The organism is Mucilaginibacter sp., from assembly GCF_965225845.1.
Lineage (GTDB): Bacteria > Bacteroidota > Bacteroidia > Sphingobacteriales > Sphingobacteriaceae > Mucilaginibacter.
On the sequence record NZ_CBDDBL010000002.1, the window covers coordinates 2,119,021 to 2,144,304 of the forward strand.

Annotated in this window: 27 protein-coding genes; 15 read left to right on the forward strand and 12 right to left on the reverse strand. The window is 38.1% G+C overall.

Going from position 1 to position 25,284, the window contains the following annotated elements:
- Genes bioA through ACYZ0U_RS13560 form a run of 3 tightly spaced genes read right to left on the reverse strand, consistent with a single transcriptional unit; the run spans position 1 to position 2,677 of the window.
- Positions 1-1,266 (reverse strand): adenosylmethionine--8-amino-7-oxononanoate transaminase, encoded by a 1,266-nt coding sequence (bioA, locus tag ACYZ0U_RS13550; RefSeq protein ID WP_461453071.1) that lies wholly within the window; start codon positions 1,264-1,266, stop codon positions 1-3.
- Complete coding sequence (locus ACYZ0U_RS13555) at positions 1,263-1,703, reverse strand: NUDIX domain-containing protein (protein ID WP_461453072.1); 441 nt, start codon at positions 1,701-1,703, stop codon at positions 1,263-1,265. The genes bioA and ACYZ0U_RS13555 overlap by 4 nt, the downstream gene beginning before the upstream one ends.
- Positions 1,703-2,677 (reverse strand): cation diffusion facilitator family transporter, encoded by a 975-nt coding sequence (locus ACYZ0U_RS13560; protein ID WP_461453073.1) that lies wholly within the window; start codon positions 2,675-2,677, stop codon positions 1,703-1,705. The genes ACYZ0U_RS13555 and ACYZ0U_RS13560 overlap by 1 nt, the downstream gene beginning before the upstream one ends.
- 185 nt (positions 2,678-2,862) lie before the next feature.
- On the opposite strand from ACYZ0U_RS13560, the gene ACYZ0U_RS13565 reads away from it, so the two are divergent.
- Positions 2,863-4,056: a pyridoxal phosphate-dependent aminotransferase gene (locus ACYZ0U_RS13565; protein ID WP_461453074.1), complete on the forward strand. Its 1,194-nt coding sequence runs from the start codon at positions 2,863-2,865 to the stop codon at positions 4,054-4,056.
- A gap of 67 nt (positions 4,057-4,123) precedes the next feature.
- Here the strand turns inward: ACYZ0U_RS13565 and ACYZ0U_RS13570 are convergent, their stop codons facing one another.
- A complete protein-coding gene (locus tag ACYZ0U_RS13570; protein WP_461453075.1) occupies positions 4,124-4,657 on the reverse strand; it encodes an outer membrane beta-barrel protein in 534 nt (177 codons plus the stop codon).
- 174 nt (positions 4,658-4,831) lie between these two features.
- Positions 4,832-5,395 (reverse strand): outer membrane beta-barrel protein, encoded by a 564-nt coding sequence (locus ACYZ0U_RS13575; RefSeq protein ID WP_461453076.1) that lies wholly within the window; start codon positions 5,393-5,395, stop codon positions 4,832-4,834.
- A gap of 924 nt (positions 5,396-6,319) precedes the next feature.
- On the opposite strand from ACYZ0U_RS13575, the gene spt reads away from it, so the two are divergent.
- From spt to ACYZ0U_RS13635, 12 genes are all read left to right on the forward strand, one after another.
- A complete protein-coding gene (gene spt / locus ACYZ0U_RS13580; protein WP_461453077.1) occupies positions 6,320-7,525 on the forward strand; it encodes a serine palmitoyltransferase in 1,206 nt (401 codons plus the stop codon).
- Positions 7,522-8,640, forward strand: coding sequence for a GNAT family N-acetyltransferase (locus ACYZ0U_RS13585; protein WP_461453078.1), 1,119 nt, complete (start codon positions 7,522-7,524; stop codon positions 8,638-8,640). The genes spt and ACYZ0U_RS13585 overlap by 4 nt, the downstream gene beginning before the upstream one ends.
- On the forward strand, positions 8,637-9,623 hold the full coding sequence (locus ACYZ0U_RS13590; RefSeq protein ID WP_461453079.1) for an NAD-dependent epimerase/dehydratase family protein: 987 nt from the start codon (positions 8,637-8,639) through the stop codon (positions 9,621-9,623). The genes ACYZ0U_RS13585 and ACYZ0U_RS13590 overlap by 4 nt, the downstream gene beginning before the upstream one ends.
- A 29-nt stretch (positions 9,624-9,652) precedes the next feature.
- Entirely contained in the window at positions 9,653-10,975 is a 1,323-nt protein-coding gene (locus ACYZ0U_RS13595) for an inositol-3-phosphate synthase (protein WP_461453080.1), read from the forward strand.
- 2 nt (positions 10,976-10,977) lie between these two features.
- Complete coding sequence (locus tag ACYZ0U_RS13600; protein WP_461453081.1) at positions 10,978-11,433, forward strand: phosphatidylglycerophosphatase A family protein; 456 nt, start codon at positions 10,978-10,980, stop codon at positions 11,431-11,433.
- A complete protein-coding gene (locus ACYZ0U_RS13605; protein ID WP_461453082.1) occupies positions 11,433-11,804 on the forward strand; it encodes a GtrA family protein in 372 nt (123 codons plus the stop codon). Before ACYZ0U_RS13600 ends, ACYZ0U_RS13605 begins: the two co-directional genes overlap by 1 nt.
- Before the next feature lie 341 nt (positions 11,805-12,145).
- Positions 12,146-14,653: a DUF5686 and carboxypeptidase-like regulatory domain-containing protein gene (locus tag ACYZ0U_RS13610; RefSeq protein WP_461453083.1), complete on the forward strand. Its 2,508-nt coding sequence runs from the start codon at positions 12,146-12,148 to the stop codon at positions 14,651-14,653.
- 30 nt (positions 14,654-14,683) lie between these two features.
- A complete protein-coding gene (locus tag ACYZ0U_RS13615; protein WP_461453084.1) occupies positions 14,684-15,406 on the forward strand; it encodes a CDP-alcohol phosphatidyltransferase family protein in 723 nt (240 codons plus the stop codon).
- A 204-nt stretch (positions 15,407-15,610) separates the two neighbouring features.
- Positions 15,611-16,231: a sterol desaturase family protein gene (locus ACYZ0U_RS13620; protein WP_461453085.1), complete on the forward strand. Its 621-nt coding sequence runs from the start codon at positions 15,611-15,613 to the stop codon at positions 16,229-16,231.
- A 97-nt stretch (positions 16,232-16,328) separates the two neighbouring features.
- A complete protein-coding gene (locus ACYZ0U_RS13625) occupies positions 16,329-17,168 on the forward strand; it encodes a phosphatase PAP2 family protein (RefSeq protein WP_461453086.1) in 840 nt (279 codons plus the stop codon).
- Between the two features lie 208 nt (positions 17,169-17,376).
- Entirely contained in the window at positions 17,377-18,114 is a 738-nt protein-coding gene (locus tag ACYZ0U_RS13630; protein ID WP_461453087.1) for a hypothetical protein, read from the forward strand.
- Between the two features lie 114 nt (positions 18,115-18,228).
- Positions 18,229-18,795, forward strand: coding sequence for a CAP domain-containing protein (locus ACYZ0U_RS13635; protein WP_461453088.1), 567 nt, complete (start codon positions 18,229-18,231; stop codon positions 18,793-18,795).
- Here the strand turns inward: ACYZ0U_RS13635 and ACYZ0U_RS13640 are convergent.
- From ACYZ0U_RS13640 to ACYZ0U_RS13660, 5 genes are all read right to left on the reverse strand, one after another.
- Entirely contained in the window at positions 18,792-18,998 is a 207-nt protein-coding gene (locus tag ACYZ0U_RS13640; protein WP_461453089.1) for a DUF1456 family protein, read from the reverse strand. The genes ACYZ0U_RS13635 and ACYZ0U_RS13640 overlap by 4 nt on opposite strands.
- A gap of 25 nt (positions 18,999-19,023) precedes the next feature.
- Positions 19,024-20,325 (reverse strand): DEAD/DEAH box helicase, encoded by a 1,302-nt coding sequence (locus ACYZ0U_RS13645; RefSeq protein WP_461453090.1) that lies wholly within the window; start codon positions 20,323-20,325, stop codon positions 19,024-19,026.
- A gap of 55 nt (positions 20,326-20,380) precedes the next feature.
- Positions 20,381-20,944, reverse strand: a complete 564-nt coding sequence (locus ACYZ0U_RS13650) for a DUF4337 domain-containing protein (RefSeq protein ID WP_461453091.1) — start codon at positions 20,942-20,944, stop codon at positions 20,381-20,383.
- 65 nt (positions 20,945-21,009) lie between these two features.
- On the reverse strand, positions 21,010-21,261 hold the full coding sequence (locus tag ACYZ0U_RS13655; protein ID WP_461453092.1) for a hypothetical protein: 252 nt from the start codon (positions 21,259-21,261) through the stop codon (positions 21,010-21,012).
- Between the two features lie 44 nt (positions 21,262-21,305).
- Complete coding sequence (locus ACYZ0U_RS13660; protein ID WP_461453093.1) at positions 21,306-21,983, reverse strand: pseudouridine synthase; 678 nt, start codon at positions 21,981-21,983, stop codon at positions 21,306-21,308.
- A gap of 216 nt (positions 21,984-22,199) precedes the next feature.
- Here ACYZ0U_RS13660 and ACYZ0U_RS13665 point away from each other — a divergent pair, with 216 nt between their 5' ends.
- Positions 22,200-22,637 carry a hypothetical protein gene (locus ACYZ0U_RS13665; protein WP_461453094.1) on the forward strand — a complete coding sequence of 146 codons (438 nt, stop codon included), beginning with the start codon at positions 22,200-22,202 and terminating at the stop codon, positions 22,635-22,637.
- Between the two features lie 75 nt (positions 22,638-22,712).
- Here ACYZ0U_RS13665 and ACYZ0U_RS13670 read toward each other — a convergent pair whose 3' ends face one another.
- Positions 22,713-23,132, reverse strand: a complete 420-nt coding sequence (locus ACYZ0U_RS13670) for a response regulator (RefSeq protein ID WP_461453095.1) — start codon at positions 23,130-23,132, stop codon at positions 22,713-22,715.
- Positions 23,133-23,272: 140 nt separating this feature from the next.
- On the opposite strand from ACYZ0U_RS13670, the gene ACYZ0U_RS13675 reads away from it, so the two are divergent.
- Entirely contained in the window at positions 23,273-23,659 is a 387-nt protein-coding gene (locus tag ACYZ0U_RS13675; protein WP_461453096.1) for a DoxX family protein, read from the forward strand.
- Between the two features lie 5 nt (positions 23,660-23,664).
- Here the strand turns inward: ACYZ0U_RS13675 and ACYZ0U_RS13680 are convergent, their stop codons facing one another.
- Entirely contained in the window at positions 23,665-25,224 is a 1,560-nt protein-coding gene (locus tag ACYZ0U_RS13680) for a DHA2 family efflux MFS transporter permease subunit (protein ID WP_461453097.1), read from the reverse strand.
- Positions 25,225-25,284: the final 60 nt, after the last annotated feature.

The window sequence follows — 25,284 nt, forward strand, 5'->3', positions numbered from 1 at the left end:
TTAGATCTCTTCGAGCGCCTGCTCAATTTTGGCGTAAATATAGTTTAGCTCGTCATCGGTAATGCAATACGGAGGTAAAATATACAGGATGTTGCCCAAAGGCCGCAAAATTATACCGGCATCAATAAAATACTGGTAAAGCCTGTCACGAAGCGAGCTAAAATAAGAGGTGTTGTCGCCTATCTCCCATTCAAATGCTACAATTGTACCTGTTTGGCGAATAGTTCTCACCTTTGGATGAGCCTTTATTTTATCAGCGAAAGCACTGTGCCTGGCCTCAATCCGCCTGATGTTTTGCATAGTGGCATGCTGCAAAGTAATATCCAAGCTCGCTAATGCGGCTGAACAGGCAACCGGGTTCGCGGTATAAGAATGCCCGTGAAAGAGTGTTTTTAACTTATCATCAGATAAAAAAGCATCGTAAATTTGTTGCGTGCAAGTAGTTAAACCTAAAGCCATGGTACCGCCTGTTAAGCCCTTTGAAAAGCACATGATATCCGGTTGCTGAGTTAAATAATCACAGGCAAATAACTTACCGGTACGCCCAAAACCGGTGAATACTTCGTCGGCAATGGTTAGCACACCCTCTGTAATACAATGTTCAAGTAGCTCATCCAAGTACTCCGCCCCGTACATGATCATTCCAGCCGTTCCCTGGATCAGCGGCTCGAATATGAAGCAAGCTAATTCAGATTTGAGATCTGAGATCTGAGATTTGAGATCTTCAATATTTGACGCATCTGGCAGGTCAATAAATTCTACCTCAAATAATAAAGAATCAAACGCCGCTGTAAAAGCGCTGCGCCCACTTACGGCCATAGCGCCAAAAGTATCGCCGTGATAAGCGTTTTTAAATGCCAGCATTTTGGTACGTGGCTTGCCCTGGTTGTTCCAGTATTGCAGGCACATTTTAATGGCAACTTCAATAGCGGTTGAGCCATTATCAGAATAAAAACTTTTTCGTTGGTTTGATGGTAATACCGCGAGCAATCGTTCTGCCAATTTAACTGCAGTTGGATGTGTAAAACCGGCAAATATCACGTGTTCTAAAGTTAATAGCTGCTCCGCTACTTTTTGGCCGATATATTTATTGGCATGCCCGTGAATATTAACCCACCATGATGATACCGCGTCGATATATTTTTTTCCATCCTCACTATATAAACAAGCACCTTCACCCCTAACTATTGGGATTGGCCGGGCGGCGGTTTTCATTTGGGTATATGGGTGCCAAATTACGGCAAGGTCCCTATCTGCTAAACTCATAAATTCTTTATTAAAAGCCCTGCAACATATTTATCAATTGGGAAAGTGAAATCAGCTTCTGTTAATTCGCTCAACTTAATCCAGCGGAACGATTGCAATGGCTCAACATCTCCGTCAAAATCAAAAACTTTGGTTTTAAACTTTAATTGCAGAGTATCGGTATTCTTAATTAAATAATAAACGCTGATGATCTGTGAATCGTTAAAAGCCGACTTCACGAAAAAGTCTGTCGTATAAAAATGATTTAAAATCTCAACTTCGGCATTGCATTCTTCCACAAACTCACGTTTCAGGCCGTCAGTCATTCCCTCACCATACTCCAAACCACCGCCGGGGAATTTAGTGAATTGCATGCCGTATTCCTGCTCATCGCTCACCAGAATCTCCTGGTATTCATTTATAAGTAAGCCATATACTCGTACATTAAAATAGCTCATTAATCTTCAAAGTGTTTTTTGTTCCTGATAACCTTTTCCATTGTCCATGGGATGCGAATGGTTTGCGCCTCTGATCGTATCGGGCAATTCGGCATGCTGCAATAGTGGCAGCAATCCGGCAAACATGGGTCGGCGTGTATAAATAACTCTGTTTTGGTAATATTACTATTCACCAGCTTATCTACCAGCGATACCTCGGAATGAACACGGTTCAAATCAAGGTAATTAGGCAGCGTTATGTGGCAATCGATGTGCAGCTCATTACCATACTTCTGTGCACGGAAGTTGTGCAGGTCTATCCACTCATCCCGACGTTGTTCATCCAACATCTGAACAATTTCAGTAACTACGCCAAAATCGGCTTCATCCATTAATCCTGCAACCGAGCGTCGAACCAGTTTATAACCTGTAAACAATATGTATAAACCAACAAATATGGATAGCAGGCTATCAAGCAATAAAATCTTGGTAAAATAAATCAGTAACAAGCCAACAACTAAACCTAAACTGGTCACCATATCAGTTATCAGGTGGCGGCCATCGGCCTCAATAGTTATAGATGGGATCTTTTTACCTTGGCCAATCATATAATATCCCAGGCCGCCATTTACAGCGCCGGTTATACCTATAATAATAGCACCGACTAACAGGTCATGAATAGCATTAGGATAAAAGATGCCATAAACTGATTTTGCGATAATGATAACTCCCGCAATGCCAATCAATGAGCCCTCAATAAATACGGAGAAATATTCTACTTTTCCGTGGCCGTAAGGATGGTTCTCGTCCCGGGGTTGCGACGCCAGGTAAATGCTAAAGAATGCGAACGAACTTGCCAATACGTTTACAATACTTTCAGCAGCATCAGTTAATACAAAGTTTGATGATGTTAAAAAATAAGCTCCAAATTTAGCCCCCATGAGTATTATACCCGTGATAAGCGAAATAAGAATGATCCGTTTTTGTTCGCGCAAAGCAGTTAAATTTATTGCCAAATTTATAAATAACCCTTGTATTATTTCAGCTTAAACTCGAAACTTACAAGTATTAAGTTTACCACATTTAATTATCTGCAAAAATTCACGTTCGCTTAACACAACAGGCCAAACACTTACGAGTTTTTATATATTTGCCGCAATTAATAAATAATTTATTTAACATGAGTGCACTAAGTAACAGGATCAACAACCTGTCTGAGTCGGCAACTATAAAAATGGCTAAAATGGGCCGTGAGCTTGCCGCCAAGGGCGTAGACGTAATTAGCCTAAGTTTTGGCGAACCGGATTTTCATACACCTGAACACATTAAGGATGCTGCCAAGAAGGCGATGGATGAAAATTACACCTATTATACACCAGTAGCGGGTTACCCTGAACTACGAAAGGCCATTGTTAAAAAGTTAAAGGACGAAAATGGTTTGGATTATGATTTTAGCCAGATTGTGGTTTCAACAGGTGCAAAGCAATCAATCGCCAACGCCGTATTGTGTTTGGTTAACCCGGGCGATGAAGTGATCATCCCAACCCCATACTGGGTATCATATAGCGAAGTTGTAAAATTGGCTGAAGGCGAAAGCGTATTTATTGATACTGACGTCAGCACCGATTTTAAAATATCTCCTGAGCAATTAGAAGCGGCAATTACGCCGAAATCAAAATTGTTTATGTTCTCTTCGCCAAGCAACCCAACCGGCAGTGTTTACAGCAAAGCTGAGTTAGAGGGTTTAGCGAAAGTATTTGAAAAATACCCAAATATCTGGATCATGTCCGACGAGATCTATGAGCACATCAACTACGGCGAAAAACATGAGTCTATTGCGCAGTTTGACAGCATTAAAGACCGTGTAATCATCATCAATGGTTTCTCAAAATCTTACGCTATGACCGGCTGGAGGATTGGCTACTCCGCATCAAACAAAGAAACCGCCGCTGCTTTTGATAAATTACAAGGCCAGATCACATCGGGTACCTGCTCTATTACACAACGTGCTGGCATTGCTGCTTATGAGGGTGGTTTAGAAACTGTTTTGGCAATGCGTGAGCAATTCAAAAAACGCCGCGACTTAGTTTATGGCTTACTAAGCGAGATAGAAGGTTTAAAAGTTAACCTGCCTGATGGCGCATTTTATTTCTTCCCGAACGTAACTTCATTTTTCGGTAAAAGCTACAATGGCAGAACGATCAATGATTCTGACGAGTTAGCAATCTATTTATTAGAAGAAGGACATGTTGCAACTGTAGGCGGCGATTCATTCGGTGACCCTAAATCATTACGTTTATCATACGCTGCATCGGAAGAGCAATTGACCGAAGCCGTTAAACGCATAAAAGCTGCTTTAGCAAAATTGCAATAAACTAAATATAAATGCAAAGAGAAGCCCTTGCCAATTATTGGGAAGGGCTTCTCTTTTAACTAAAAAATTACAGTTTAAAGCCGTAAGCTATTCTTAAGCCAATTATACCATAGCTGTAATCCTGGCCCGATAAGTTTTCGTAACGTAAGCCCAAATCAATCCCTGCAGAAGTTGCATAACCAATGCCCGGAGATAATATTAGTTTGACGTCCTTTTTGTCGGTCGAAATATCTTCTTTGGTTTCGAAACCGGCACCTCCTTCAGCACTAAAATACCATTTTGGCGCGAAGAAAATTTTTGCGCCAATTTTTACCGGCACAATGCCAATATCTTTACCACTATAGTTTTTAGAGAACAGGTTATAATAACCCGATGTAAGCATTAATGCAACAGGGTTACCAACATTGTATTGTAAACGTGCTGTACCACCCAATTCAAATTTATTATAGCTGGCTGTTGCATCAGTTAAACCCGTTTCAAGGCCAATACCTAACCTCCATGGGCTTGGAGCTGGAGTAGTTGTTTGTGCTTTTGCACTCGATCCGAAAAATAGAGCCGCTGCTGTAATCGCGGCAACTATTAAGTTTGTAGATTTTTTCATAATTGTAGTTGTTTTTCTATTCTTGGTCACAATTACGTTGCCAGCCCTGCTCAATATAGCTTTAGGGAATGACAACTATCTACAACCTCAGTGACTACTCAAAATAGTATGAACATAAAAAGCCCACTGAATAATTCTCAATGGGCTTTCCTTCTTGTTGTGAGTTATTATTTCTTATAATCCAAAACCGTAAGCTAAACGTAGGCCAACTACACCGTAGTTAAAGTCCTGACCTGAATAGTTTTCATAACGTACACCAAGATCCCAGTGTTTGCTCGCATAACCAACTCCCGGAGATAATAATAATTTAGTACTGGTTTCTGATGCTCTGTCATCAACTACTCCCTGGTGTTCAAAAGCTTTGGTTTCAATACCAATACCTGCTTCACCACTTAGGTAAAAACTTGGAGCAAAGAAATATTTAACACCTACCTTAACCGGTACCATACCTAATGACTGATATTTTTCACCTGTTAAAGGATCGTTTTTACCAAAGAAGTTGTAATAACCAGATGTTAAAGTAAGGGCTACATTTTTTGATACCCCGTATTGTAATCTTGCTGTTCCACCTAAATAAAGGTTTGAATAATCATGAGCATCACCTGTTACTACACCACTTTCAACGCCTAATCCGAAACGAAATTGGTTTGGTGTAATTGTTTGTGCTTTTGCACTTGATCCGAAAAATATAGCTACTGCTACTGCTGCTGCGGCTACTAAGTTTGTTACTTTTTTCATTGTTGTGTAATTATAAGTTGTATAAATAAATTGTTCTTTATTTAACACCGACTTTACAAATACTTTGCCAACGTGCCAGTTTTTACGTAAAAGTTAATCAAACGAATAACTTTTTTTTATACTCTTCAATAAGTTATAAATCAATTTCAAAAGCTTATTAACTGATAATCAAATGTTTTTAGCTAAATCTGTTTAAGATATATAAACGGGCATTTTTATTAAAAAAATCAGCATATAAATTATGCATGCAAGTTTTAAGGTGAGGATAAATATGTATGCTATTTTATATTTTTAATGGTCAACAAAGCTAAATTTCTTCAAATTTGAGCACTGTTTTCATTTGTTTTTCATGCCAAACACATTGTTTAAGTTTTTTTTTGGCAAAAATTTACAATAGGATTTTATAGTCAAATTGTCTATATAAAAGCCTTACCTTGTTATTAATTAAACTATATGATATAAATCTAGTCAATAACTTTAATTATTTACGTATATGTACATATCTTATATCATTACAAAAAATAAGTTTACGTAAACAAAATGTTAAATTAATTATTGAGACAGATAGATTATTTACTTATATTAGAAGTATAATTGTAAATTATTAACCTAAAATAATTATAAATCATTTGTTTTTTTTATAATTTCCAAGAGCTCAAGTCAGTATTTTATTTTTGTTTTAAATATGTAAACGTTAAGTAAAAATGAGATTATTGAGTTATAAAAGGCAGAGCTATTTATAGCTGATTTAGATGTTTTTACAACAAATTTTAAAATATTGGTACCGTTTTTATAAAAAATTTAATTAATTTGCAGAACATGAATAAGACTGCGATTACTTAGTGTTTAAAAAAATTACACGCTAAACATAGGTTATATAATTATTCATGGTATTTTTACAAAAAATTTAAGCAGGGTTAATACATGGTTAAAAAACTACATGGGAAGATTGCTCAGTTCCAAGTTGCAAATTTACTTAGGGAGCGAGGATTGTACCCTTATTTCAGGCCAATTGAGTCGGCACAGGATACCGAGGTAATGATAGACAATAAGCGGGTGCTAATGTTTGGCTCAAATTCATATTTGGGTTTAACAAATCATCCGAGAATTAAAGAAGCTTCAAAAAAAGCTATTGATAAATATGGTACAGGTTGTGCAGGATCAAGATTTTTAAATGGCACACTTGATATACACATAGAGTTAGAGAATAGGTTAGCCAACTATGTTGGTAAAGAGGCTACTGTTTTATTCAGTACTGGTTACCAGGTTAACCTTGGTGTACTTTCATGCGTAACCGGGCGTAATGATTATATTATACTTGATGAATATGACCATGCTTGTATAATTGATGGCAGCAGGCTTTCCTTTTCAAAAGTAATAAAGTATGCCCACAATGACATGGCCGATTTGCAGCGCAAATTGAGTATACTTCCTGAAGAGGCCGTAAAAGTTATTGCCGTTGACGGTATTTTCAGTATGGAAGGAGATATTGTCAAATTGCCACAAATAGTAGAACTTGCCGATCAATATGGTGCTAATATTATGATTGATGACGCTCATAGTTTGGGTGTAATAGGTGACAAAGGTGCAGGTACAGCTTCCCATTTCGGCCTAACTAAAGATGTTGATTTAATTATGGGAACCTTTAGTAAATCATTAGCTTCATTAGGCGGATTTATAGCCAGCGATAGAGACACTATTGATTACCTTAAACATCGTGCCCGTTCATTAATGTTTAGTGCAAGTATGACACCAGGCTCTGTAGCAAGCGTTATTGCGGCATTAGATATAATTGAATCTGAACCGGAACGCATCAAAAAACTTTGGGACAATACCAATTACGCTATGAAACTCCTTTTAGATGAAGGATTTGACCTTGGACCAACAGAAAGCCCGATATTACCTATATACGTACGCGATAACGACAAAACATTTTTGGTAACTAAACATTTACAGGCGGCAGGTGTATTTGTTAATCCTGTTGTTTCGCCGGCCGTTCCATCTGATTCATCTTTACTGCGTTTCTCATTAATGGCTACTCATACGTTTGAGCAAATTGATGAAGCTATAGAAAAAATAGTTAAAGCATTTAAAGAGATTGGCGTAACTGCTGTTAAAGAAAAAATATGATTGAAGTAATTCCTGTCAGCTCTAAAAAAGAGCTGACAGATTTTATAGATTTCCCACACGATCTATACAAAAACGATCCCTGCTACGTTCCCGAACTATTCATCGCTCAAAGAGACTTGCTGACCAAGCATCCTTTTCACAAACACAACTCGTTACAAACATTTATTGCTTACAAGGATGGTAAAATTGCTGGCCGTATTGCCGCAATTTTAAACAATTCGCATAACGAGTTTAATAAGCGTAACGACGGTTTCTTCGGCTTTTTTGATTGCATTAATGACGATGCTGTTGCAGCTGAATTATTCAATACTGTTAAAAACTGGTTAAAGGAAAAAGGTGTTACTCAAAAAATTATCGGCCCGGTTAATTTCTCAACCAATGAACCTTGTGGTTTATTAGTACAAGGATTTGACAGCTCGCCGGTTTTAATGGACACCTACAACGCGCCTTATTATATAGACCTGTTAGAAAAATTAGGCTATGAAAAACAGATCGACCTGATATCATGGAACTGGGAAGGACAAAATTATGATGATAAATCAGTACGCTTATTAAACACTTTGCAGGAGCGTTTAAAACGGAATAATATAATTATTCGCAGTATAAACCTTAAGGATTTTAAGAATGAGGCTATCAAACTTCGCGAAGTATATAATAAAGCATGGGATCAAAATACAGGATTTGTGCCGATGAGTGACGAGGAGTTTGATTATCTCGCTAAAGATCTTAAACTAATCCTTGACCCGGAATTTTGCCTTATAGCCGAGCAGCAAGGAAAAATCGTGGGTTTTGGTTTGGCTTTGCCGGATTATAACCAGATTTTCAAAACCATAAAACGCGGCCGCTTATTGCCCACCGGGATCTTTAAGTTATTACTTAATAAAAAGAAAATATCGCGCATTCGTATTTATGCTTTAGGGGTGATAGAGGGTTATCGTAAAATGGGTATCGAGGCCTGCCTTTACGGAACCATTATTAAACGGTATAAGGAACGTGGCTTTAAATGTGCCGAAGCCGGCTGGACGTTGGAAAACAATGTACTTATCAACAACGCCATCATCGCCATAAAAGGCGATCCCTACAAAAAGTACAGGCTTTACGAAAAAGATATATGAAAAAGCGGGTTTTAATAACCGGCGCAAGCGGCTTCGTTGGTTATCACTTAATTGAAGAAGCGCTGCAACATAACCTGGAAGTTTTTGTGGCTGTGCGCAAAACCAGCAAGGTAGATCATCTGAAGCATTTAAATATTATTTTTACTTATCCTGAGTTAGGGAACATAATCGAACTCAAAAAGGAACTAAAAGAAAAGCAATATGATTATATCGTCCATGCCGCTGGTGTTACTACGGCACGATCTGCCGATGAGTATAATATCATAAATGCCGAATACACTTTTAACCTTGCCGCTGCCGCCAAAGCAACCGACATTAATTTAAAAGCTTTTGTATTAATAAGCAGCCTTGCAGCGGTTGGCCCGCTTAACACTTTAGAAGGCATAATTACAGAAGAAACACTACCCCACCCAATTACTGCTTACGGTAATAGCAAACTTTTGGCCGAAGAAAAGCTAAAAAGTATATCATCACTAAATTATACCATTTTAAGACCAACAGCCATTTACGGCCCAAGGGATAAAGACATATTTATTTTTTTTAAACAACTGAAAGCTGGTATTGAACCGTATATAGGCTATAAGGATCAGAAATTGAGTTTTATTTATGTAAAAGACCTTGCACGCGTGGCAATTAAAGCATTGTTTACCAGCGATCAGCGTACTTATAACTTAAGCGACGGTAATTTTTATAACCGTTATGAATTAGCTGCGATTGCTAAAAATGTGCTAAATTTGAAAACCGTTAAATTTCATCTGCCTGTAAATTTTGTGCGACTTATTGCATTACTATCAGAAAAAGTCGGTTCTTTGAACAATAAAGCGGCTGTACTTAATTCTGAAAAATTGCTGGAATTAATGGCCGTCAACTGGTTTTGCGAAATTGAAAAAGCAAAATACGATCTTGGTTACTACCCCCTTTACAACCTTGATTCAGGCCTGGCTGAAACTCTTAACTGGTACAAAACAAATAAATGGCTTTAGCCATAACACGATTAATTAAAATAAAGTAAATGAAAAGTAACATTCAACCTGCCGAAGGAAAACTGGGAATTTTAATACCGGGATTAGGCGCAGTAGCTACTACACTGATTGCCGGTGTTGAAGCTGTAAAGAAAGGTGTATCACAACCAATAGGTTCTCTAACGCAAATGGGAACAATTCGTTTAGGTAAAAGAACGGAAAACCGTAACCCTAAAATTAAAGAGTTTGTACCAATTGCTGATTTGAACGATATTGTTTTTGGTGGATGGGATGTTTACTCAGATAACGTTTACGAAGCTGCCATGCACGCTAAAGTGCTTGAAGAAAGCTTGTTAAACAAAGTAAAAGATGGTTTGGAAGCAATTGTACCCATGAAGGCTGCTTTTGATAAAAACTATGCTAAAAACCTGATAGGCACACACGTTAAAACCGGTACCCGATATGAGCTTGCTCAAGAGGTGATGCAGGACATTAAAAATTTTAAAGAAAAAAATGGTTGCGACCGTATAGTTTTGATCTGGTGCGGATCAACTGAGATTTATTACGAAACTTCAGCAATTCACGAAACTGTTGAGGCTTTTGAGCAAGCTTTGTTAGATGATGATAAGCTGATTTCTCCAAGCATGATCTATGCTTACGCTGCTTTAAAAATGGGCATCCCGTATGTTAACGGTGCACCAAATTTAACAGTTGATACCCCTGCTTTGGTTGAGCTTGCAAAACGGACCAATACGCCGATTGCTGGTAAAGATTTTAAAACAGGCCAAACTTTAATGAAAACTATACTTGCACCGGGCCTGGCTGCACGTTCATTGGGCGTATCTGGCTGGTTCTCTACAAACATATTAGGTAACCGCGATGGTTTGGTTTTGGATGATCCGGATAACTTTAAAACCAAGGAAGTTTCAAAATTAGGTGTACTGGAAGATATTCTTCAACCTGAAAGAAACCCTGAGTTATATGGCGATCTGTATCATAAAATACGGATTAACTATTATCCGCCTCACGGTGACAACAAAGAAAGCTGGGACAACATCGACATATTTGGCTGGTTAGGCTACAAAATGCAGATCAAGATCAACTTCCTGTGCCGCGACTCTATTTTAGCAGCGCCAATTGCACTCGACTTAGCTTTGTTTATTGATTTGGCTAAACGTGCAAACATGAGCGGCGTTCAGGAGTGGTTATCATTCTATTTAAAATCGCCTCAAACCGCACCGGGTTTGCCTGCAGAGAACGATATATTTAAACAACTAATGAAACTGCAAAATACTCTACGACACATTATGGGCGAAGATTTGATCACACACCTGGGCTTAGATTACTACCAGGACCTGGTTGACGTTTTATAGGAATGTTATTTTTTAAACTGAGTGCCACCAGCCTGGGCATTGGGTATATTGGCAAAGGCGCCGGAACAGTTGCTGCTGTTGCGTGTTGCATTTGCTGGTACCTATGTTGGGCTGGTGGTTATCCACCCTTATTATTATCAGTTATAATTACCCTGCTCATTACTGCTTTAGGAGTATGGGCAGGTAATGTGGTTGAACCCCTATGGGGAAAAGACCATCAGCGTGTGGTGATTGATGAAGTAGCCGGAATGTGTATCGGCTTGCTTTTTTTACCGGTTAATGTAAAATATGTGTTATGCGCATTAATATTATTCCGGTTCTTTGATATAACAAAACCGCTTTATATACGTAAAATGGAGCATTTCCGCGGCGGATGGGGTGTTATGGCCGATGATGTGCTTGCCGGTGTATATACTAACGTGCTAATGCAGGCCGTTGTAGCGTTTAAACTATTTTAATGTCAACTTTTATTAAAGCCCAGGCTTCCTCCATTATTTCAACAGGAGCCGATTTGCTTACAACTGTAATTTGCAAAGAGTTCCTGGGCATTTGGTATGTTGCGGCCAGTTTTATAGGCACATTTGTGGGTGGTGCAACAAATTTTGGTTTAGGCAGGCGTTGGGTTTTTGATGGCAGGCATAAAAAAGTGCCCGTTCAGCTGGTGAAGTATCTGATAACCTGGAGCGGTAATTTATTATTAACAACTTCCGGAGTGTTTATCATAACCCATTACTGTGGTATCAGTTATTTTATATCAAAAATCATAGTGGCTGTTACAGTAGGTATATTCTATAACTACATGTTACAAAAACGGTTCGTATTCGCATAGTCAAATATCGAGAGCGTTAAGAAATATCACTCTAAAGATTTTTTGACCTTTTAACTACACTTTACAATAAGTTAATTTACAAATTAATCAAGCGATTAATTAACTTTGCATCCAGAAATAATACAGAATTGATTTGATAGTATTATTTAAAACTGATAGTTAGTTAAAATCGTAACTCAATTCATTTCTAAATATCAATATCAATTTATAAAACGTTAATCATTAGAAATTTCTTAAACAAATAGCTAATTTTTAAAACAAAAATTGTATTGCTGAATTGCATTAAATACATGGAATATAAACACTTACTTAAGAAATTTTCTTTTTTAACATTCCTTCTGATGTTTGCCAACACCTTGTTTGGGCAAACTACTACAGTAGTAAACGGAACCGTAAACGATGCCAGTACTAAAAGGCCATTGTCCTATGTTACAGTTACATTTGCCGGTACTTCTATCGGTGCCAATACCGACGATCACGGAAAATTCAGCATAAGTACTACCCAAAGTGTTGATCATATCAGGATATCATTTGTGGGTTATAAAGATGCGGTTTTACCAGTGGTTGCCGGCCAAACACAAACCGTGAACGCCAGGATATTCCCCCAAGCACAAACTTTAAGTACAGTTACAATTCGCGCAGGTAAAAAACCTAAGTACCGTAATAAGGACAACCCGGCGGTGGAATTGATAAGGCAGGTAATAGCCCATAAAGAAGCAAATCGTCCTTCTTCCTATAACTATGTTCAATATAAGGAATACGATAAAATGGTATTCTCTTTCGCTAACGTTTCAGATAAGTTTTCAGATAGAAAATTTTTTCAAAAATATAAGTTCATTATTGATAATCGCGATAGCACATCTGTTCCCGGTAAATCATTGCTTCCCGTGTATCTCGATGAGAAATTAGCCCAGGTATATTACCGCAAATCGCCATCGAAAACAAAAACTGATATCATAGCACAAAAAAAGGTTGACTTTGGCGCCGCTGTAGACGCGGATGGTGTTAGCCAATATTTTAAGCACATGTATGCCGATATTGATATTTATCAAAACAGCATATTTTTAATGACGAACAACTTCCTTAGCCCAATTGCTGTAAGTGGCCCAACATTTTACAAGTATTTTATTACAGATACGATTCAAGTTGACGGCAAAAAAGTGGTTGAGCTAAGTTTTACCCCTCGTAATACTACAGACTTACTGTTTATGGGTAAAATTTACGTAACGCTTGATGGTAATTACGCGGTTCAAAAAGCAAGGCTGTATGCCAATAAAAACATTAATCTAAACTTTGTAAAAGATTTGCATGTCGACCTTACTTTTGAAAAAAATCCGGACGGACGTTATCATTTGAGTAAAAACAGCATGATAGCTGACTTTGGATTTAATAAAAACAAAGATGGTGGTTTGTATGGCACCAGGACGGTTACATTTAACGATTATAAAATAAATGTGCAGCAACCTGATAGCGTTTACGCTGGTAATGAGGTTACTGAATTAGAAAATTCATCAAGTAGAAGCGATCAGTATTGGAGCCAAAACCGATTAGATACCTTAACTACTGCTGAATCCAAAGTTTATAAAAATACCGATAGTTTAAGAAACATGCCGTCGTTTAAACGGCTTACAGATATCGCGACTATACTATTAGCCGGTTATAAAGGTTTTGGCTGGTTTGAAGTTGGGCCTGCTAACACATTTTACAGCTTTAATCCTGTTGAAGGCTTACGATTGCGTGTAGGTGGCAGAACTACACCGCAGCTTAGCACAAGGTACTATTTTGAGACTTACGCGGCCTATGGATTTAAAGATGAAAAGTGGAAGTACTTTTTAAGCGCTACTTACTCATTAAACGATAAATCTATTTACAAATTTCCGCAGGATTACATCCGGGCAAGTTATCAAAAGGATGTAACTATACCGGGCGAAGATTTACAATTTGTACAGGAGGACAACTTTTTGCTGTCATTTAAACGTGGTAATAATGACAAATACCTGTATAATGATTTTTACCGGTTGAACTATGTTCACGAGTTTGATAGCCACTTTTCGTATAATTTAACATTTACAAATCGCACACAATCCCCTGCCGGTTCATTATCGTTCTTAACTGAACAGAATAACAATCTGACAAATATACAGGACCTGACCACATCTGAAGCTAATTTACAATTACGCTATGCGCCGGGTGAGCAATTTTACCAGGGTAAAATATATCGTATACCAATCCCTAACGCGTTCCCTGTTTTTGAGCTTGATTATACGCAGGGTTTTAAGAATGTATTTAGCAGCAGCTACTCTTACCAAAAACTACATGCCCAAATTGATAAACGGTTTTACAATTCACAGTTTGGTTTTGCAGACGTAAGGGTTGAAGCCGGGCATATATTCGGGCAAGTGCCTTACCCTTTGTTAAATATCTTTCGTGCGAATCAGACGTATGCTTATGATCTTTACTCATACAACTTGATGAACTTTTTAGAGTTTGTGGGCGACCATTATGAAAGTATAAATATCGACCAGCATTTCCAGGGGTTCTTTTTTAACAAGATCCCGTTGCTGAAAAAATTAAAATGGCGCGAAGTGGCATCATTTAAAGGTATATGGGGCGGCGTTAGTCCGGAAAATAATCCATATTTACACGCTAATTTATACCAGTATCCAGTTTATCCTGACGGAAGGCCAATCACTTATTCTTTAGGAAGTACACCGTATATTGAAGCCAGTGTTGGTATAGAAAATATATTTAAATTTGTTCGCGTAGACTTTGTTAGGCGCTTTACTTATTTAGATAACCCGGACGTTGCTAAATTTGGTGTACGTGTATTAGTTCAATTTGATTTTTAAATAAAACAACCTAACATTATATTATAAATAATGGCACAAGAAACCTCAGCTCGCAAAAACATTCAATTAGGTATTTACAAGGTTATTGATCCTTTTGTTAAGGTATTGATAAAATTGGGCCTGACACCTAATGCAGTAACCACTATTGGTTTCGTGTTGAATGTTGGTGTAGCCATAATATTTATTATTGGTGGCGAAAAAGGTAACCGCGGCGATCTTACTTATGTAGGCTGGGCTGGTGCTTTGATCTTATTTGCAGGTTTATTTGATATGCTTGACGGACAGGTTGCACGTTTAGGCAACATGAAATCAACCTTTGGCGCCTTATATGATTCTGTTTTAGATAGATACAGCGAACAGATCATGTTTTTGGGAATATGTTATTACCTTGTTGCACACCACTATTTCCTTAGCTCAATTTTCGCCTTTATTGCCCTTATGGGATCAATGATGGTGAGTTATGTACGTGCCCGTGCCGAAGGACTGGGTGTTGAATGTAGCGGCGGGTTAATGCAACGCCCCGAACGTGTTATTACGACAGGGGTGTTCGCTATTATTTGTGGTGTTGCTTCTTTATATATTGGCGGTGATTATAAACTATATGTACCCGGCATCAAATTCCATGTTTTTGAAACCATGTCTATATTCACCATACCAATTACAGTGATGGCCATATTAACCAATATTACAGCTTACAACAGGTTAATGGGATCAAAAAAGTCCATTGAAGAGATGGAAAAAAACAACAAATAAGTTATGCGATAAATTCATTTATCACGTTGATAAATAAGAGCATTGTAAAATATCATATCTTAGCAATAATTAACCAAAGCGTTTATACTTCAAAAAAACTTTAGTAGAATTGTAACCGGTTAATTTTTTAAGGTTAACTTAACATTGATTAATAAGTTTTATAAACAGGCAGAGAAATTTTACCATTTTAAACCCTGATGCACTATGGCAAAAAAATTTGTATCCAATTCAGAGGAATCAGTAAGGATGTTTAAAAGCGACCTGTTGGAGGGCTTGTCAAAAGTCCACTTCACTGTGCCCCTATTTATTTTTATCCCTGTTATTGGCTTTTGCATTTACAAGTGCTTTGAACTTTCAATCGGCATAATTTCTTTTTTTGAAATGTTTGCACTTGGCTTATTCATCTGGACCTTTGTTGAATATGTAATGCACCGTTTTGTATTTCATTACATGCCACCGGATAAACCGTGGGCCATGCGTTTGCACTTTATCTTTCATGGCGTTCACCATGATTACCCGAGTGATGCCAAAAGGCTTGTATTACCACCTTCGGTTAGTATTCCATTAGCTACAGGATTTTTCTTTTTATTTAAGGCGATATTACCTGTTAATACCATTTTCGCTTTTTTCCCGGGCTTTATTTTAGGTTACCTTTTTTATGACATATCGCATTATGCTATACATCATTTTAATTTTAAAGGAATTATCTGGAAAAAGATCAAACAACACCACATGCTTCACCATTACCAGGACCCCGCAAAAGGTTATGGTGTAAGTTCACCCCTATGGGATAAAATATTCCGTTCAGATTTTATAAAAAAATAGCACAATGGGGGCTATTGACAATAGCATTAGAGTAAATTTCAAGTCAATAGTAATTGTTTCGCTGCTTTCTGTCGCGTATCTTTTGCTATCATCTTACATGGTAGGGTATAAATCCGATCAGCTTACGCTGGTATTCATATTTAATATCATGTTTTACTTGTCGGCTATTACCCGCAAGTTTATACTGGGTTTTTCAATCTTTATTTTTTACTGGGTGATCTTCGATTATATGAAGGCCTTCCCCAATTATAATTATTCTACAGTTCATATCGCCGACCTTTACAACTTCGAAAAGCATATTTTCGGTATTAATGTAAACGGAAAAACCCTAACCCCAAATGAATACCTGCGCATAAAAGGCACTAACTTTTTAACCATTGTTACCGGCTTGTTTTATTTATGCTGGATACCTGTGCCGCTTTCATTCGCCGCATATTTGTTTTTCAGGAACAGAAGACAATTTTTATATTTTGCATTCACTTTTTTGTTGGTCAACCTATTAGGGTTTGTTGTATATTACTTGTATCCCGCGGCACCGCCATGGTATGTGCAAATACATGGCTTTACCTTCCATCCCCTAACAATGGGTAACACTGGCGGACTTGCTAAATTCGATACCTATTTTCATATCAATCTTTTCAAATCTATCTACGCAAAAGGTTCAAATGTTTTTGCGGCTATGCCGTCGCTGCATTCTGCATATCCTGTTATCGTGGTATATTATGGTTTCAAGAATCGTTTAAAATGGGTTAACGCTATATTTATCCTGGTAATGATGGGCATATGGTTCACGGCAGTATATGCAAGTCATCACTATGTAGTTGATGTTATTGCCGGAATAATCACCGCTACAATAGGTATTAATCTATTTAATCTTATTATCCGCAGTAAGTTTATTGATCGACTTTTGAACAGATACGAGGCTGTGATTAGTTAGTTTTTATATTTTACAAATACTGTACTAATTTTAGTACTATCTTATTTCCACTCTCATACTCGCATGTGGGAAAACAAAATAGTTATCAACATTTTCGTCTCACTACCAGCCATTTAACTCATAATATTTGCCATATATAAAGCAGAGTTAATTATATTATAAACGGGCATGTTATTTGAATATAGTAAATATATTTAGGTTCCGTTTTATGAAGATACTACTTACAATATCAGCTTTCATACTCTTAGGCATAGCGAAATTATCAGCAACACCGGTAAACATCGATAGCCTTAAACAACAAGTTGCTTTAACCAGCGACTCATTAAAAGCACCTTTATATACACAGATTGCCGGTACTTATCTTAATTACGATACTATAATCAGCAAAAGGAAAAGATATATATACCAGGAAAACGCAATTGCTTATACCTTACAAGCTATCCATTATTATTCCAGGTATAATGATACTACGGGCTTGCGTACAAGCTTTGATAATTTAGCAAAGGTATACCGTTCAGAAAAGAAGTTTAGCCAGGCAAAATGGTTTATTTTACAATCTAATACGCTGGCACGTGCTAAAAATGATGTTCCGAATATCATATCGTCGTTATTAGAATTAGCGCTTATAAAAACCGATATAAAAGATTACACTCTTGCTATGCGTGATTTGAATGAGGCATTAAAACTTTCATCAGCAAATCACCTGTCAAAAACCGAATCAGATGTGCAGATGGGTTACGTTACGCTTTATAATAATATGAAGCTATATACCAAAGCAGACATTGCCCTAAAAAGGCACGATGCCATAATTGACAGCATCACTCGTGGTAATGATATGAAAATAGTCGCCGCAACCGACTCTATCCAACGCAAAAAAAAATTATACTTAACCAGCAACAGGCGCGTTTACAAAGCAAACTCAGCAAAGAGAATAGCCTTATTATAGTACTGGTCATAGCAATCGTACTCATATCAATGTTTATAATCTTTCTTTATAAACAACGCAAAAGCAAATAAGATCAAATTAAACTTCTGCGGTTTTTTACAGTCATACTACGATATGAGAAGATTGATTTTAAGCTGTTTGTTTATGGTATTGTTCCTGTCAAGCAAAGTTTATAGCCAGCAAACAGGTACACCGGAATTTAAGCACGAATTTTTAAAGCAGATAAACCACGTAAGAGAAACAGGTTGCACATGCGGCACAATTTATATGCCTCCTGCTCCGCCATTGACCTGGAATGATAATTTGGAAAAAGCAGCGCAAGGACACGCCTGGGACATGTCGAACAATAATTATTTCAGCCATACCAGCAGGGATGGCCGAAGCATGGAAGATCGGATTGTTTTTGCAGGATACATTTTTAAAGGGTTCAAGAGTTTCGCGATCGGCGAAAATATTGCTTTTGGGCAAAATGATATTAACGAGGTAATGAACGGCTGGATAAAAAGCCCGGGGCATTGTAAAAATTTACTGAATCCCCAATTTAAAGAGGTTGGCGTTGCCGAAAATCATAAGTATTGGGTGCAGGATTTCGGCGGCAGGCAATCATTCACATTAGAGCAGCAACGCGAAATAAAAAGCGGCCAGTTAAAATTGGTTTCAACCAGCAGCCCAGAGCATTAATCTGTTTTGGGCCCGCGTTTGTAAATAATCAATCCATTTAAAAAATTACGCAGAATCTGGTCGCCGCATGGCTTAAAATTTGGATGGTCTTCTTTACGGAAAATCGCTCCTAATTCAGTTTTTGTTATTCTGAAATCAGCGAGTTGTAAAACTTCAATAATGTCATCATCAGTAAACTTCAGGGCTACCCTAAGTTTTTTCATAATATCATTGTTGCTCATATGTTATTTATCTTGAGATTTCAATTTTAACCTTTTTATTTTTTATTTTCTCGTTTTTTATCAAGTTAACCGCCTTTACTATCTTATTACTTTTCACGGCTACATAGGATGTATGGTCTAAAACTTCTATTAAGCCAACATCGTTTTTTTCCAGTTCACCTTTTTTCAGTAACAGGCCTACAATGTCTATCTTGTTTACCTTATCCTTTTTACCTGCGGCGATATATAGGGTTTCCCACGGAGTTGACCTTGGCAGGGTATTATTAGCGGGCAGTTCCTCTATCTCCGGCAACGTTTTTAAATACGAAGGCAGCTCATCAGGCGCAAGTATTAAATAAGATGTCCCTTTGGCGTGCATACGAGCTGTACGCCCGTTACGATGCGTAAAAGCCTCCTCACTATGCGGCAATTGATAATGGATGATATGTTCGATTTCCGGAATATCTAAGCCGCGTGATGCCAGATCAGTGGTGATCAATAAGCGATGGCTGCCGTTCCTGAATTTTAATAATGCGCGTTCCCTGTCTTCCTGCTCCATTCCGCCATGAAAAATATCATGTACCAAGCCCTGATGCCACAACAATTCGCTTATTCGTTCCACTGCATCGCGGTGATTACAGAAGATTAGGGTAGCCTCGTTACCTATCTTGCAAACTAAAGAAAATAACACATCAAGCTTATCAGCCGCATCTGCTATAACCGCTTTTAGCTTAAGATCGGGCACATTTGATTTATTGCGAAGAAAATTCAGTTCGATAGGATGCTTTATGCCAGTAAACGCCGGGATATCCTGCATCTGTGTAGCAGAAGTAAGCACGCGTTTCTTTAATGATCTTAGTTGTTTAATAATGTACGACATGTCATCCTGAAAGCCAAATTCAAGCGCTTTATCAAACTCATCCAATATCAGCGTATGAATTTTATCGGCACTAAAAGTTTCGCGCCTTAAATGGTGGGCTATTCGCCCCGGAGTACCAATAAGCAAAGCCGGCGGTTGGGATAAATTATCTCTTTCAATTTTGGTAGAGTGGCCACCATAGCAGCAATTCACCTTGATGCCATTGCCCATGGCTTTAAAAACCTGTTCTATCTGTAAAGCAAGCTCGCGCGAGGGTACTAATATCAGCGCCTGTACAAATGGGATATTAGCATCCAAACTATCCAACAAAGGTACAAGGAAGGCAAGCGTTTTACCGGAACCGGTTGGAGCAAGCAGAATAATGTCGCTACGTTTATCAGCATTCAACGCGGCATGCTGCATTTCGTTTAGCGCGCTTATCTTTAAATTCTCCAGTACCTGTTTTATCATTTGCCTTGCTTATAATGCAAAGGTAACAATTACAAGCTGCGCGAAATAAACTTAATTAGTAATGCAAAAAGAAAAGCTCCTGCAACAGGAAGAATAAACCGATAGCCGCAAAGCTTAGGCTTACGAGCCACAAAGGCTTTCGCCGGGTGATGATTGATATAGCGCCGATAGCTATAGATGCCTGGAAAAGCGTTACCCCACGGGCCAGCACATCATGCCGTTCAACGTGCGTATCCGATTCCCTTTGGTACTCGGTAGCTTTTTGCATGATCTCCTTTAGCTGTTGCTTGTATTGGGCGATCTTTTTATTATCGACAGTATCAGATTGTTTCCCCAAAATTACAAGCATATGATCAGTCGAACTTAACAATTCAGCCTTAATGCCTTTCGACTGGTAAAAAGCCCATTGATCTGATGCATGGATCTGGGTTAACATAGCATCATCGGCATGGTTGCCGGCCAAAAGGCTTGTTATAGCGGCTAAAACAGCAATCACAGCTGTAGATAGGGCAACGTACATTACCCACTTTTCCTTATCCTCGCCATAGTGTAATATTTCATGCGCGTGTTCATCACTTTGCTCATGAATTTTTTCTGAAAAGTCCTCTATCTCGTCCATGTAATTATATATTTCGCGGTATGATTACGGGATAAATATAACAGGATTTTTTGCGAACCTAAAGATCAATTATTGCTATGGGGCAGGTAACTTTCCTGGTTAACCTTTATAAAATCAGCTATGGCAATCAACTCGTCGCGGGTAAACTCACATAAGCCATTGTATATCCAGTAATCCTGTTCAAACTTCATATCACCCAGTAAAAGTTCGCCTTTACTTAAAACAAATTCGTCTGATTGTATTTTGGTGTCGTTTGTAATAGTGACATTTTGCTCGCTACCGTTTAAATTAAAAGCGTATTGTAAAGTAGTATTCATTTATAAATAACGTAGTATAAATTCTTTTGTTTAGGCTGAGGCCTTTACCAGCCCACCAATTGCATAACCCGCTTAAATTCAGGTTGTAATTCTGCCGTAATGTTTACAACATTGCCGGTAACAGGGTGTATGAATGATAGTTTTGACGCATGGAGCAACATAGTTGTCATTTCCCAGTTGGCTTTAAAAAAACGGTTCTGCTTATTGCATCCATGGGTACGGTCTGCAATTATTGGGTGAGAGATATGTGCCATATGCTTCCTGATCTGGTGCATTCTGCCTGTCGAAGGTGTAACCTCTATCATGGAATATCTCGATGTTGGATGCGAACCTAATGGCACATCAATTTCGGCACGTTGTAAAGTGTTATAACTGGTGAAAGCATCCTGTAAAGTGCCATTTTCCTTTCGTAACGGATAATCAATATCGTCGCTATCAGGCGTATGACCGCGTACGATAGCTAAATATTTCTTCTGCACTTTATTTTCGGCAAATTGCTGATGCATCGCTATTTCAGCATCTTTATTAAAGGCAAATAATAAAACGCCGGCAGTTTTTCTGTCCAGCCGATGAACCGGGTTTACCCATTGCCCTACTTGGTCGCGCAGCATTTGCAGGGCGAACTCATCTACATCAGCTGCAATTGACGAACGATGAACTAAAAGGTCGTGCGGTTTATTGATAGCGATTAGATGTTCATCCCTGAATAAGATTTCTAACATGCGGTGTATTGTGTTTTTTCCGCAAAGATAGTTTATTATAGCTGATGCCTAATCCGGGCGATATTATAAAATCGTATGTTTTATAACGTAGACTAATAAAAACAACTTTGGATTCATTCTGTGCTTTTTGTTCATGTTAAGCCCTATCTGCATACTTAACATAAATATAATATTAACTTCACATTATATTCCTATACATTTGTTGCACAAAAATTTATGAAACAGCCAAAACAACAATCACCCGTTAAGTCGGCCCGCAAATCCGCGAAACTGGATATACAACAACGCATTATTGCAACAGTAAAAGCAATAGCCACAAATTTTGGACAGGACGAAAGTAAACTGGCCAAAAAGTTCCAGAAAAAGTCAAAAAAACTGGCAAAAAAAATATCTGAAGAATTAAAAATAGCTAAACCTGCAGCAGCAGAAAAAGTTAAAGAAGCTAAAACTGCTAAAGCAACTTTAGCAGTAAAACCTTCAGAAAAACCCACCAAACCAGTTGCCGCTATAAAAGAAGAAACAAAAGCCACTGAGGCTAAAGCTACTGTAAAAAAAACTGTAGAAGCTAAACCGGCTGCAGAAACAAAAGCTGCACCTAAAGCTAAAGCTGCAAAAACAGCTGCACCTAAAGCAAAAGAAGAAGTTGCAAAATAAGTAACTAAAAGTTCTTAAAAAGAAAAGGCTGCTCTTTTATAAAAGAGCGGCCTTTTCTTTTTTCTAAGAAACTAATTAAGCCGTTTGGCTAACAATGTCTCTTGAAATGGAGATCAGGTTATCGCTGGTAAAGGGTTTGGAAATAAAGTTTTTAACAAAATAATAATCCTTAGCACGATTAATATCTTTATTAAATATTGATGCCGATACAATGTACACATTGATCTTTTTTGACAACATTGGATAAATTGAAGCCAATGCATCTAAAACTTCCCATCCATCATACTCGGGCATACTTAAATCCAGAAATATCGCGTCAGGTAAGTGTTCAGTGTTATTCTGATGTTTGACCAAATAATCAATTAATGGAAGGCCGCTATTATAATAAGATACCTTGTTAAAAACAGGATGTTTTACAAGGTTAAACTTTATTATAAATTGATCCATCTCGTTATCATCCACTACAAACAAAGTACTCATAACTTTTTTAGTCATCTAAAAACAATTATCAAGCCAATAATCTAATTACATTAATTATAGATTAACCTTTTTTAATTAAAAACATAAAAAAGTTTTTTTCAATAAAGTAACTTTTTATTTAATCAACAAATAATTAGCTATGCTGTTAGTTGTATATGAAAAACGAAACGATTAAAACCGGTGCCAGAATATTGTTAGGAGGTGCTTTGATATTTGCCGGAATTAGCCATTTAACCTTTGCCAGAAAGGAGTTTCGTGCCCAGGTGCCGGATTGGGTACCTTTGGAAAAAGATGAAATTGTAATCTATTCAGGAATTGCAGAGATTGCGCTGGGAACCGCCCTTGTGGTAACTCCGAAGAAATATAAAAAAACTATAGGAGTGGTAGCTGCCGGATTTTTCACCGCGGTATTTCCAGGTAATATTTCGCAATTCATGTATCACCGTTCTGCATTTGGGCTTAATACTAATGAGAAACGCTTTGCAAGGTTACTATTCCAACCGGTTTTGGTATATTGGGCATGGAAAAGCACTCATAAATAATATTATTAATGCGCATCCGGGAGTGTTACTTTTCCCGCTTTTACCGCTTTTCGTTTTTTTATGGTCATTAAAACTAAAGGTATACAACCTGCATTTAAAATAGCCAGCAGCAGGAATGCATCCATATAACTCATTAAAAAAGTTTGCCTTACTACAGTATTTTCCAGCGCACCAAGGGATTGTTGCACCGCGCGCAGATAAGTGGAACCATGAGCCATAAAATTGCGAATAAAGGATTGCTGCCGCATTATGGTTTGCGTGTCAGATGCAGTAACATGGCTGATAAGCGATGTGCGGTTAGCTGCAGCACGTTGCGCAATATAAGTATTGATCAGCGCGATACCAAATGACCCTCCCATTTGCCGCATCATGTTATTAAGGGCTGCGCCTTGCGGTATTTCTGCAGGCTTAAGCTCAGATACAGCCAATGCGGTTAACGGTACAATAAGTAATGCCGCACCTAATCCCCGGCAAACAAGCGGGATAAAAAAGTAAGCGCTGCCGGTTTCTAAATTCGAACCCGACATCATAAAACCAAACATGGCCGATAAACCGAATCCGCAAATGATTAAATATTGCGGGCGGATACCGCTTTGCAGCATCTTGCCTAAAAATGGTGAAATCATGGCTGCCATTAGTGTCCCCGGCAATAGCATAGTGCCCGTTTGGAATGCGGAATAGCCAATGATTCGCTGCGAATACAATGGGAACACAAATACTGCGCTGAACAAACCAAAGCCCAAAACAAAGGTCATGATGGCGGAAATGGATAACGTGGTGCTTTTCAACACCCGAAGGTTTATTACAGGGAATGGGATCTTCAATTCCCACCAAATTAATGTGCTCAGGCAAATGACAGAAATAATAGTCAGTACAACAATATACGCTGCCGAGAACCAGTCGTCAGTTTCCCCGCGTTCCAAAACTACCTGCAACGCCCCCACACCAACTGCGAGCAGAAAGATACCAAGCCAGTCAATCTTTCGCCCGTCTACCGATCTTTTTGTAGGTTTAAGATAGATGAAAGATAACAGCGCTGCCATTAAACCGATAGGAATATTTACATAAAAGATCCATTGCCATGATAAATTATCAACAATATAACCACCCATAACAGGTCCTATGGATGGACCAATAATGATACCCAAGCTGAATATTCCACTTGCTGTACCGCGATCTTTTGGAGCGAATGTCTCAAATAGAATGGATTGTGAGGTGGATAACAAAGCACCACCACCAATACCCTGGAAGAACCGAAACGCAACAAGCTCCCATAAATTATGCGAGAAGCCGCACAGAGCAGATGCCAAGGTGAATAATAAGATTGAACCTATGTAATATTGTTTCCTGCCAATTTTTTCAGCTAAAAAGCTGGTCATTGGTATTACAATAACATTGGCTATGGCGTATGATGTGATCACCCAGGCTGTATCCTCTAACGAAGCGCCTAAATTACCGCTCATGGTATTGATGGATACGTTGACAATGGTCGTATCTATCAGCTCAATAATTGTAGAGGTGATGATGGTGACAACGATGATCCACTTTCTGAAACCGGTTTCCATTAGTATAAATTTTGATGGCGCAAATAAACCGGCTTTTTAAAGCTGATGAAATAGCTGCTT

Bases quoted from the DNA above. Each gene is read 5' to 3' on its own strand.
- ACYZ0U_RS13640 (WP_461453089.1), bottom strand. From the start codon at position 18,998: ATGAAAAAACTTAGGGTAGCCCTGAAGTTTACTGATGATGACATTATT.
- bioA (WP_461453071.1), bottom strand. From the start codon at position 1,266: ATGAGTTTAGCAGATAGGGACCTTGCCGTAATTTGGCACCCATATACC.
- ACYZ0U_RS13660 (WP_461453093.1), bottom strand. From the start codon at position 21,983: ATGTTAGAAATCTTATTCAGGGATGAACATCTAATCGCTATCAATAAA.
- ACYZ0U_RS13635 (WP_461453088.1), top strand. From the start codon at position 18,229: ATGAGAAGATTGATTTTAAGCTGTTTGTTTATGGTATTGTTCCTGTCA.
- ACYZ0U_RS13585 (WP_461453078.1), top strand. From the start codon at position 7,522: ATGATTGAAGTAATTCCTGTCAGCTCTAAAAAAGAGCTGACAGATTTT.
- ACYZ0U_RS13645 (WP_461453090.1), bottom strand. From the start codon at position 20,325: ATGATAAAACAGGTACTGGAGAATTTAAAGATAAGCGCGCTAAACGAA.
- ACYZ0U_RS13670 (WP_461453095.1), bottom strand. From the start codon at position 23,132: ATGACTAAAAAAGTTATGAGTACTTTGTTTGTAGTGGATGATAACGAG.
- ACYZ0U_RS13565 (WP_461453074.1), top strand. From the start codon at position 2,863: ATGAGTGCACTAAGTAACAGGATCAACAACCTGTCTGAGTCGGCAACT.
- ACYZ0U_RS13665 (WP_461453094.1), top strand. From the start codon at position 22,200: ATGAAACAGCCAAAACAACAATCACCCGTTAAGTCGGCCCGCAAATCC.
- ACYZ0U_RS13570 (WP_461453075.1), bottom strand. From the start codon at position 4,657: ATGAAAAAATCTACAAACTTAATAGTTGCCGCGATTACAGCAGCGGCT.
- spt (WP_461453077.1), top strand. From the start codon at position 6,320: ATGGTTAAAAAACTACATGGGAAGATTGCTCAGTTCCAAGTTGCAAAT.
- ACYZ0U_RS13650 (WP_461453091.1), bottom strand. From the start codon at position 20,944: ATGGACGAGATAGAGGACTTTTCAGAAAAAATTCATGAGCAAAGTGAT.
- ACYZ0U_RS13615 (WP_461453084.1), top strand. From the start codon at position 14,684: ATGGCACAAGAAACCTCAGCTCGCAAAAACATTCAATTAGGTATTTAC.
- ACYZ0U_RS13625 (WP_461453086.1), top strand. From the start codon at position 16,329: ATGGTAGGGTATAAATCCGATCAGCTTACGCTGGTATTCATATTTAAT.
- ACYZ0U_RS13675 (WP_461453096.1), top strand. From the start codon at position 23,273: ATGAAAAACGAAACGATTAAAACCGGTGCCAGAATATTGTTAGGAGGT.
- ACYZ0U_RS13575 (WP_461453076.1), bottom strand. From the start codon at position 5,395: ATGAAAAAAGTAACAAACTTAGTAGCCGCAGCAGCAGTAGCAGTAGCT.
- ACYZ0U_RS13655 (WP_461453092.1), bottom strand. From the start codon at position 21,261: ATGAATACTACTTTACAATACGCTTTTAATTTAAACGGTAGCGAGCAA.
- ACYZ0U_RS13600 (WP_461453081.1), top strand. From the start codon at position 10,978: ATGTTATTTTTTAAACTGAGTGCCACCAGCCTGGGCATTGGGTATATT.
- ACYZ0U_RS13620 (WP_461453085.1), top strand. From the start codon at position 15,611: ATGGCAAAAAAATTTGTATCCAATTCAGAGGAATCAGTAAGGATGTTT.
- ACYZ0U_RS13630 (WP_461453087.1), top strand. From the start codon at position 17,377: ATGAAGATACTACTTACAATATCAGCTTTCATACTCTTAGGCATAGCG.
- ACYZ0U_RS13680 (WP_461453097.1), bottom strand. From the start codon at position 25,224: ATGGAAACCGGTTTCAGAAAGTGGATCATCGTTGTCACCATCATCACC.
- ACYZ0U_RS13610 (WP_461453083.1), top strand. From the start codon at position 12,146: ATGTTTGCCAACACCTTGTTTGGGCAAACTACTACAGTAGTAAACGGA.
- ACYZ0U_RS13590 (WP_461453079.1), top strand. From the start codon at position 8,637: ATGAAAAAGCGGGTTTTAATAACCGGCGCAAGCGGCTTCGTTGGTTAT.
- ACYZ0U_RS13595 (WP_461453080.1), top strand. From the start codon at position 9,653: ATGAAAAGTAACATTCAACCTGCCGAAGGAAAACTGGGAATTTTAATA.
- ACYZ0U_RS13605 (WP_461453082.1), top strand. From the start codon at position 11,433: ATGTCAACTTTTATTAAAGCCCAGGCTTCCTCCATTATTTCAACAGGA.
- ACYZ0U_RS13555 (WP_461453072.1), bottom strand. From the start codon at position 1,703: ATGAGCTATTTTAATGTACGAGTATATGGCTTACTTATAAATGAATAC.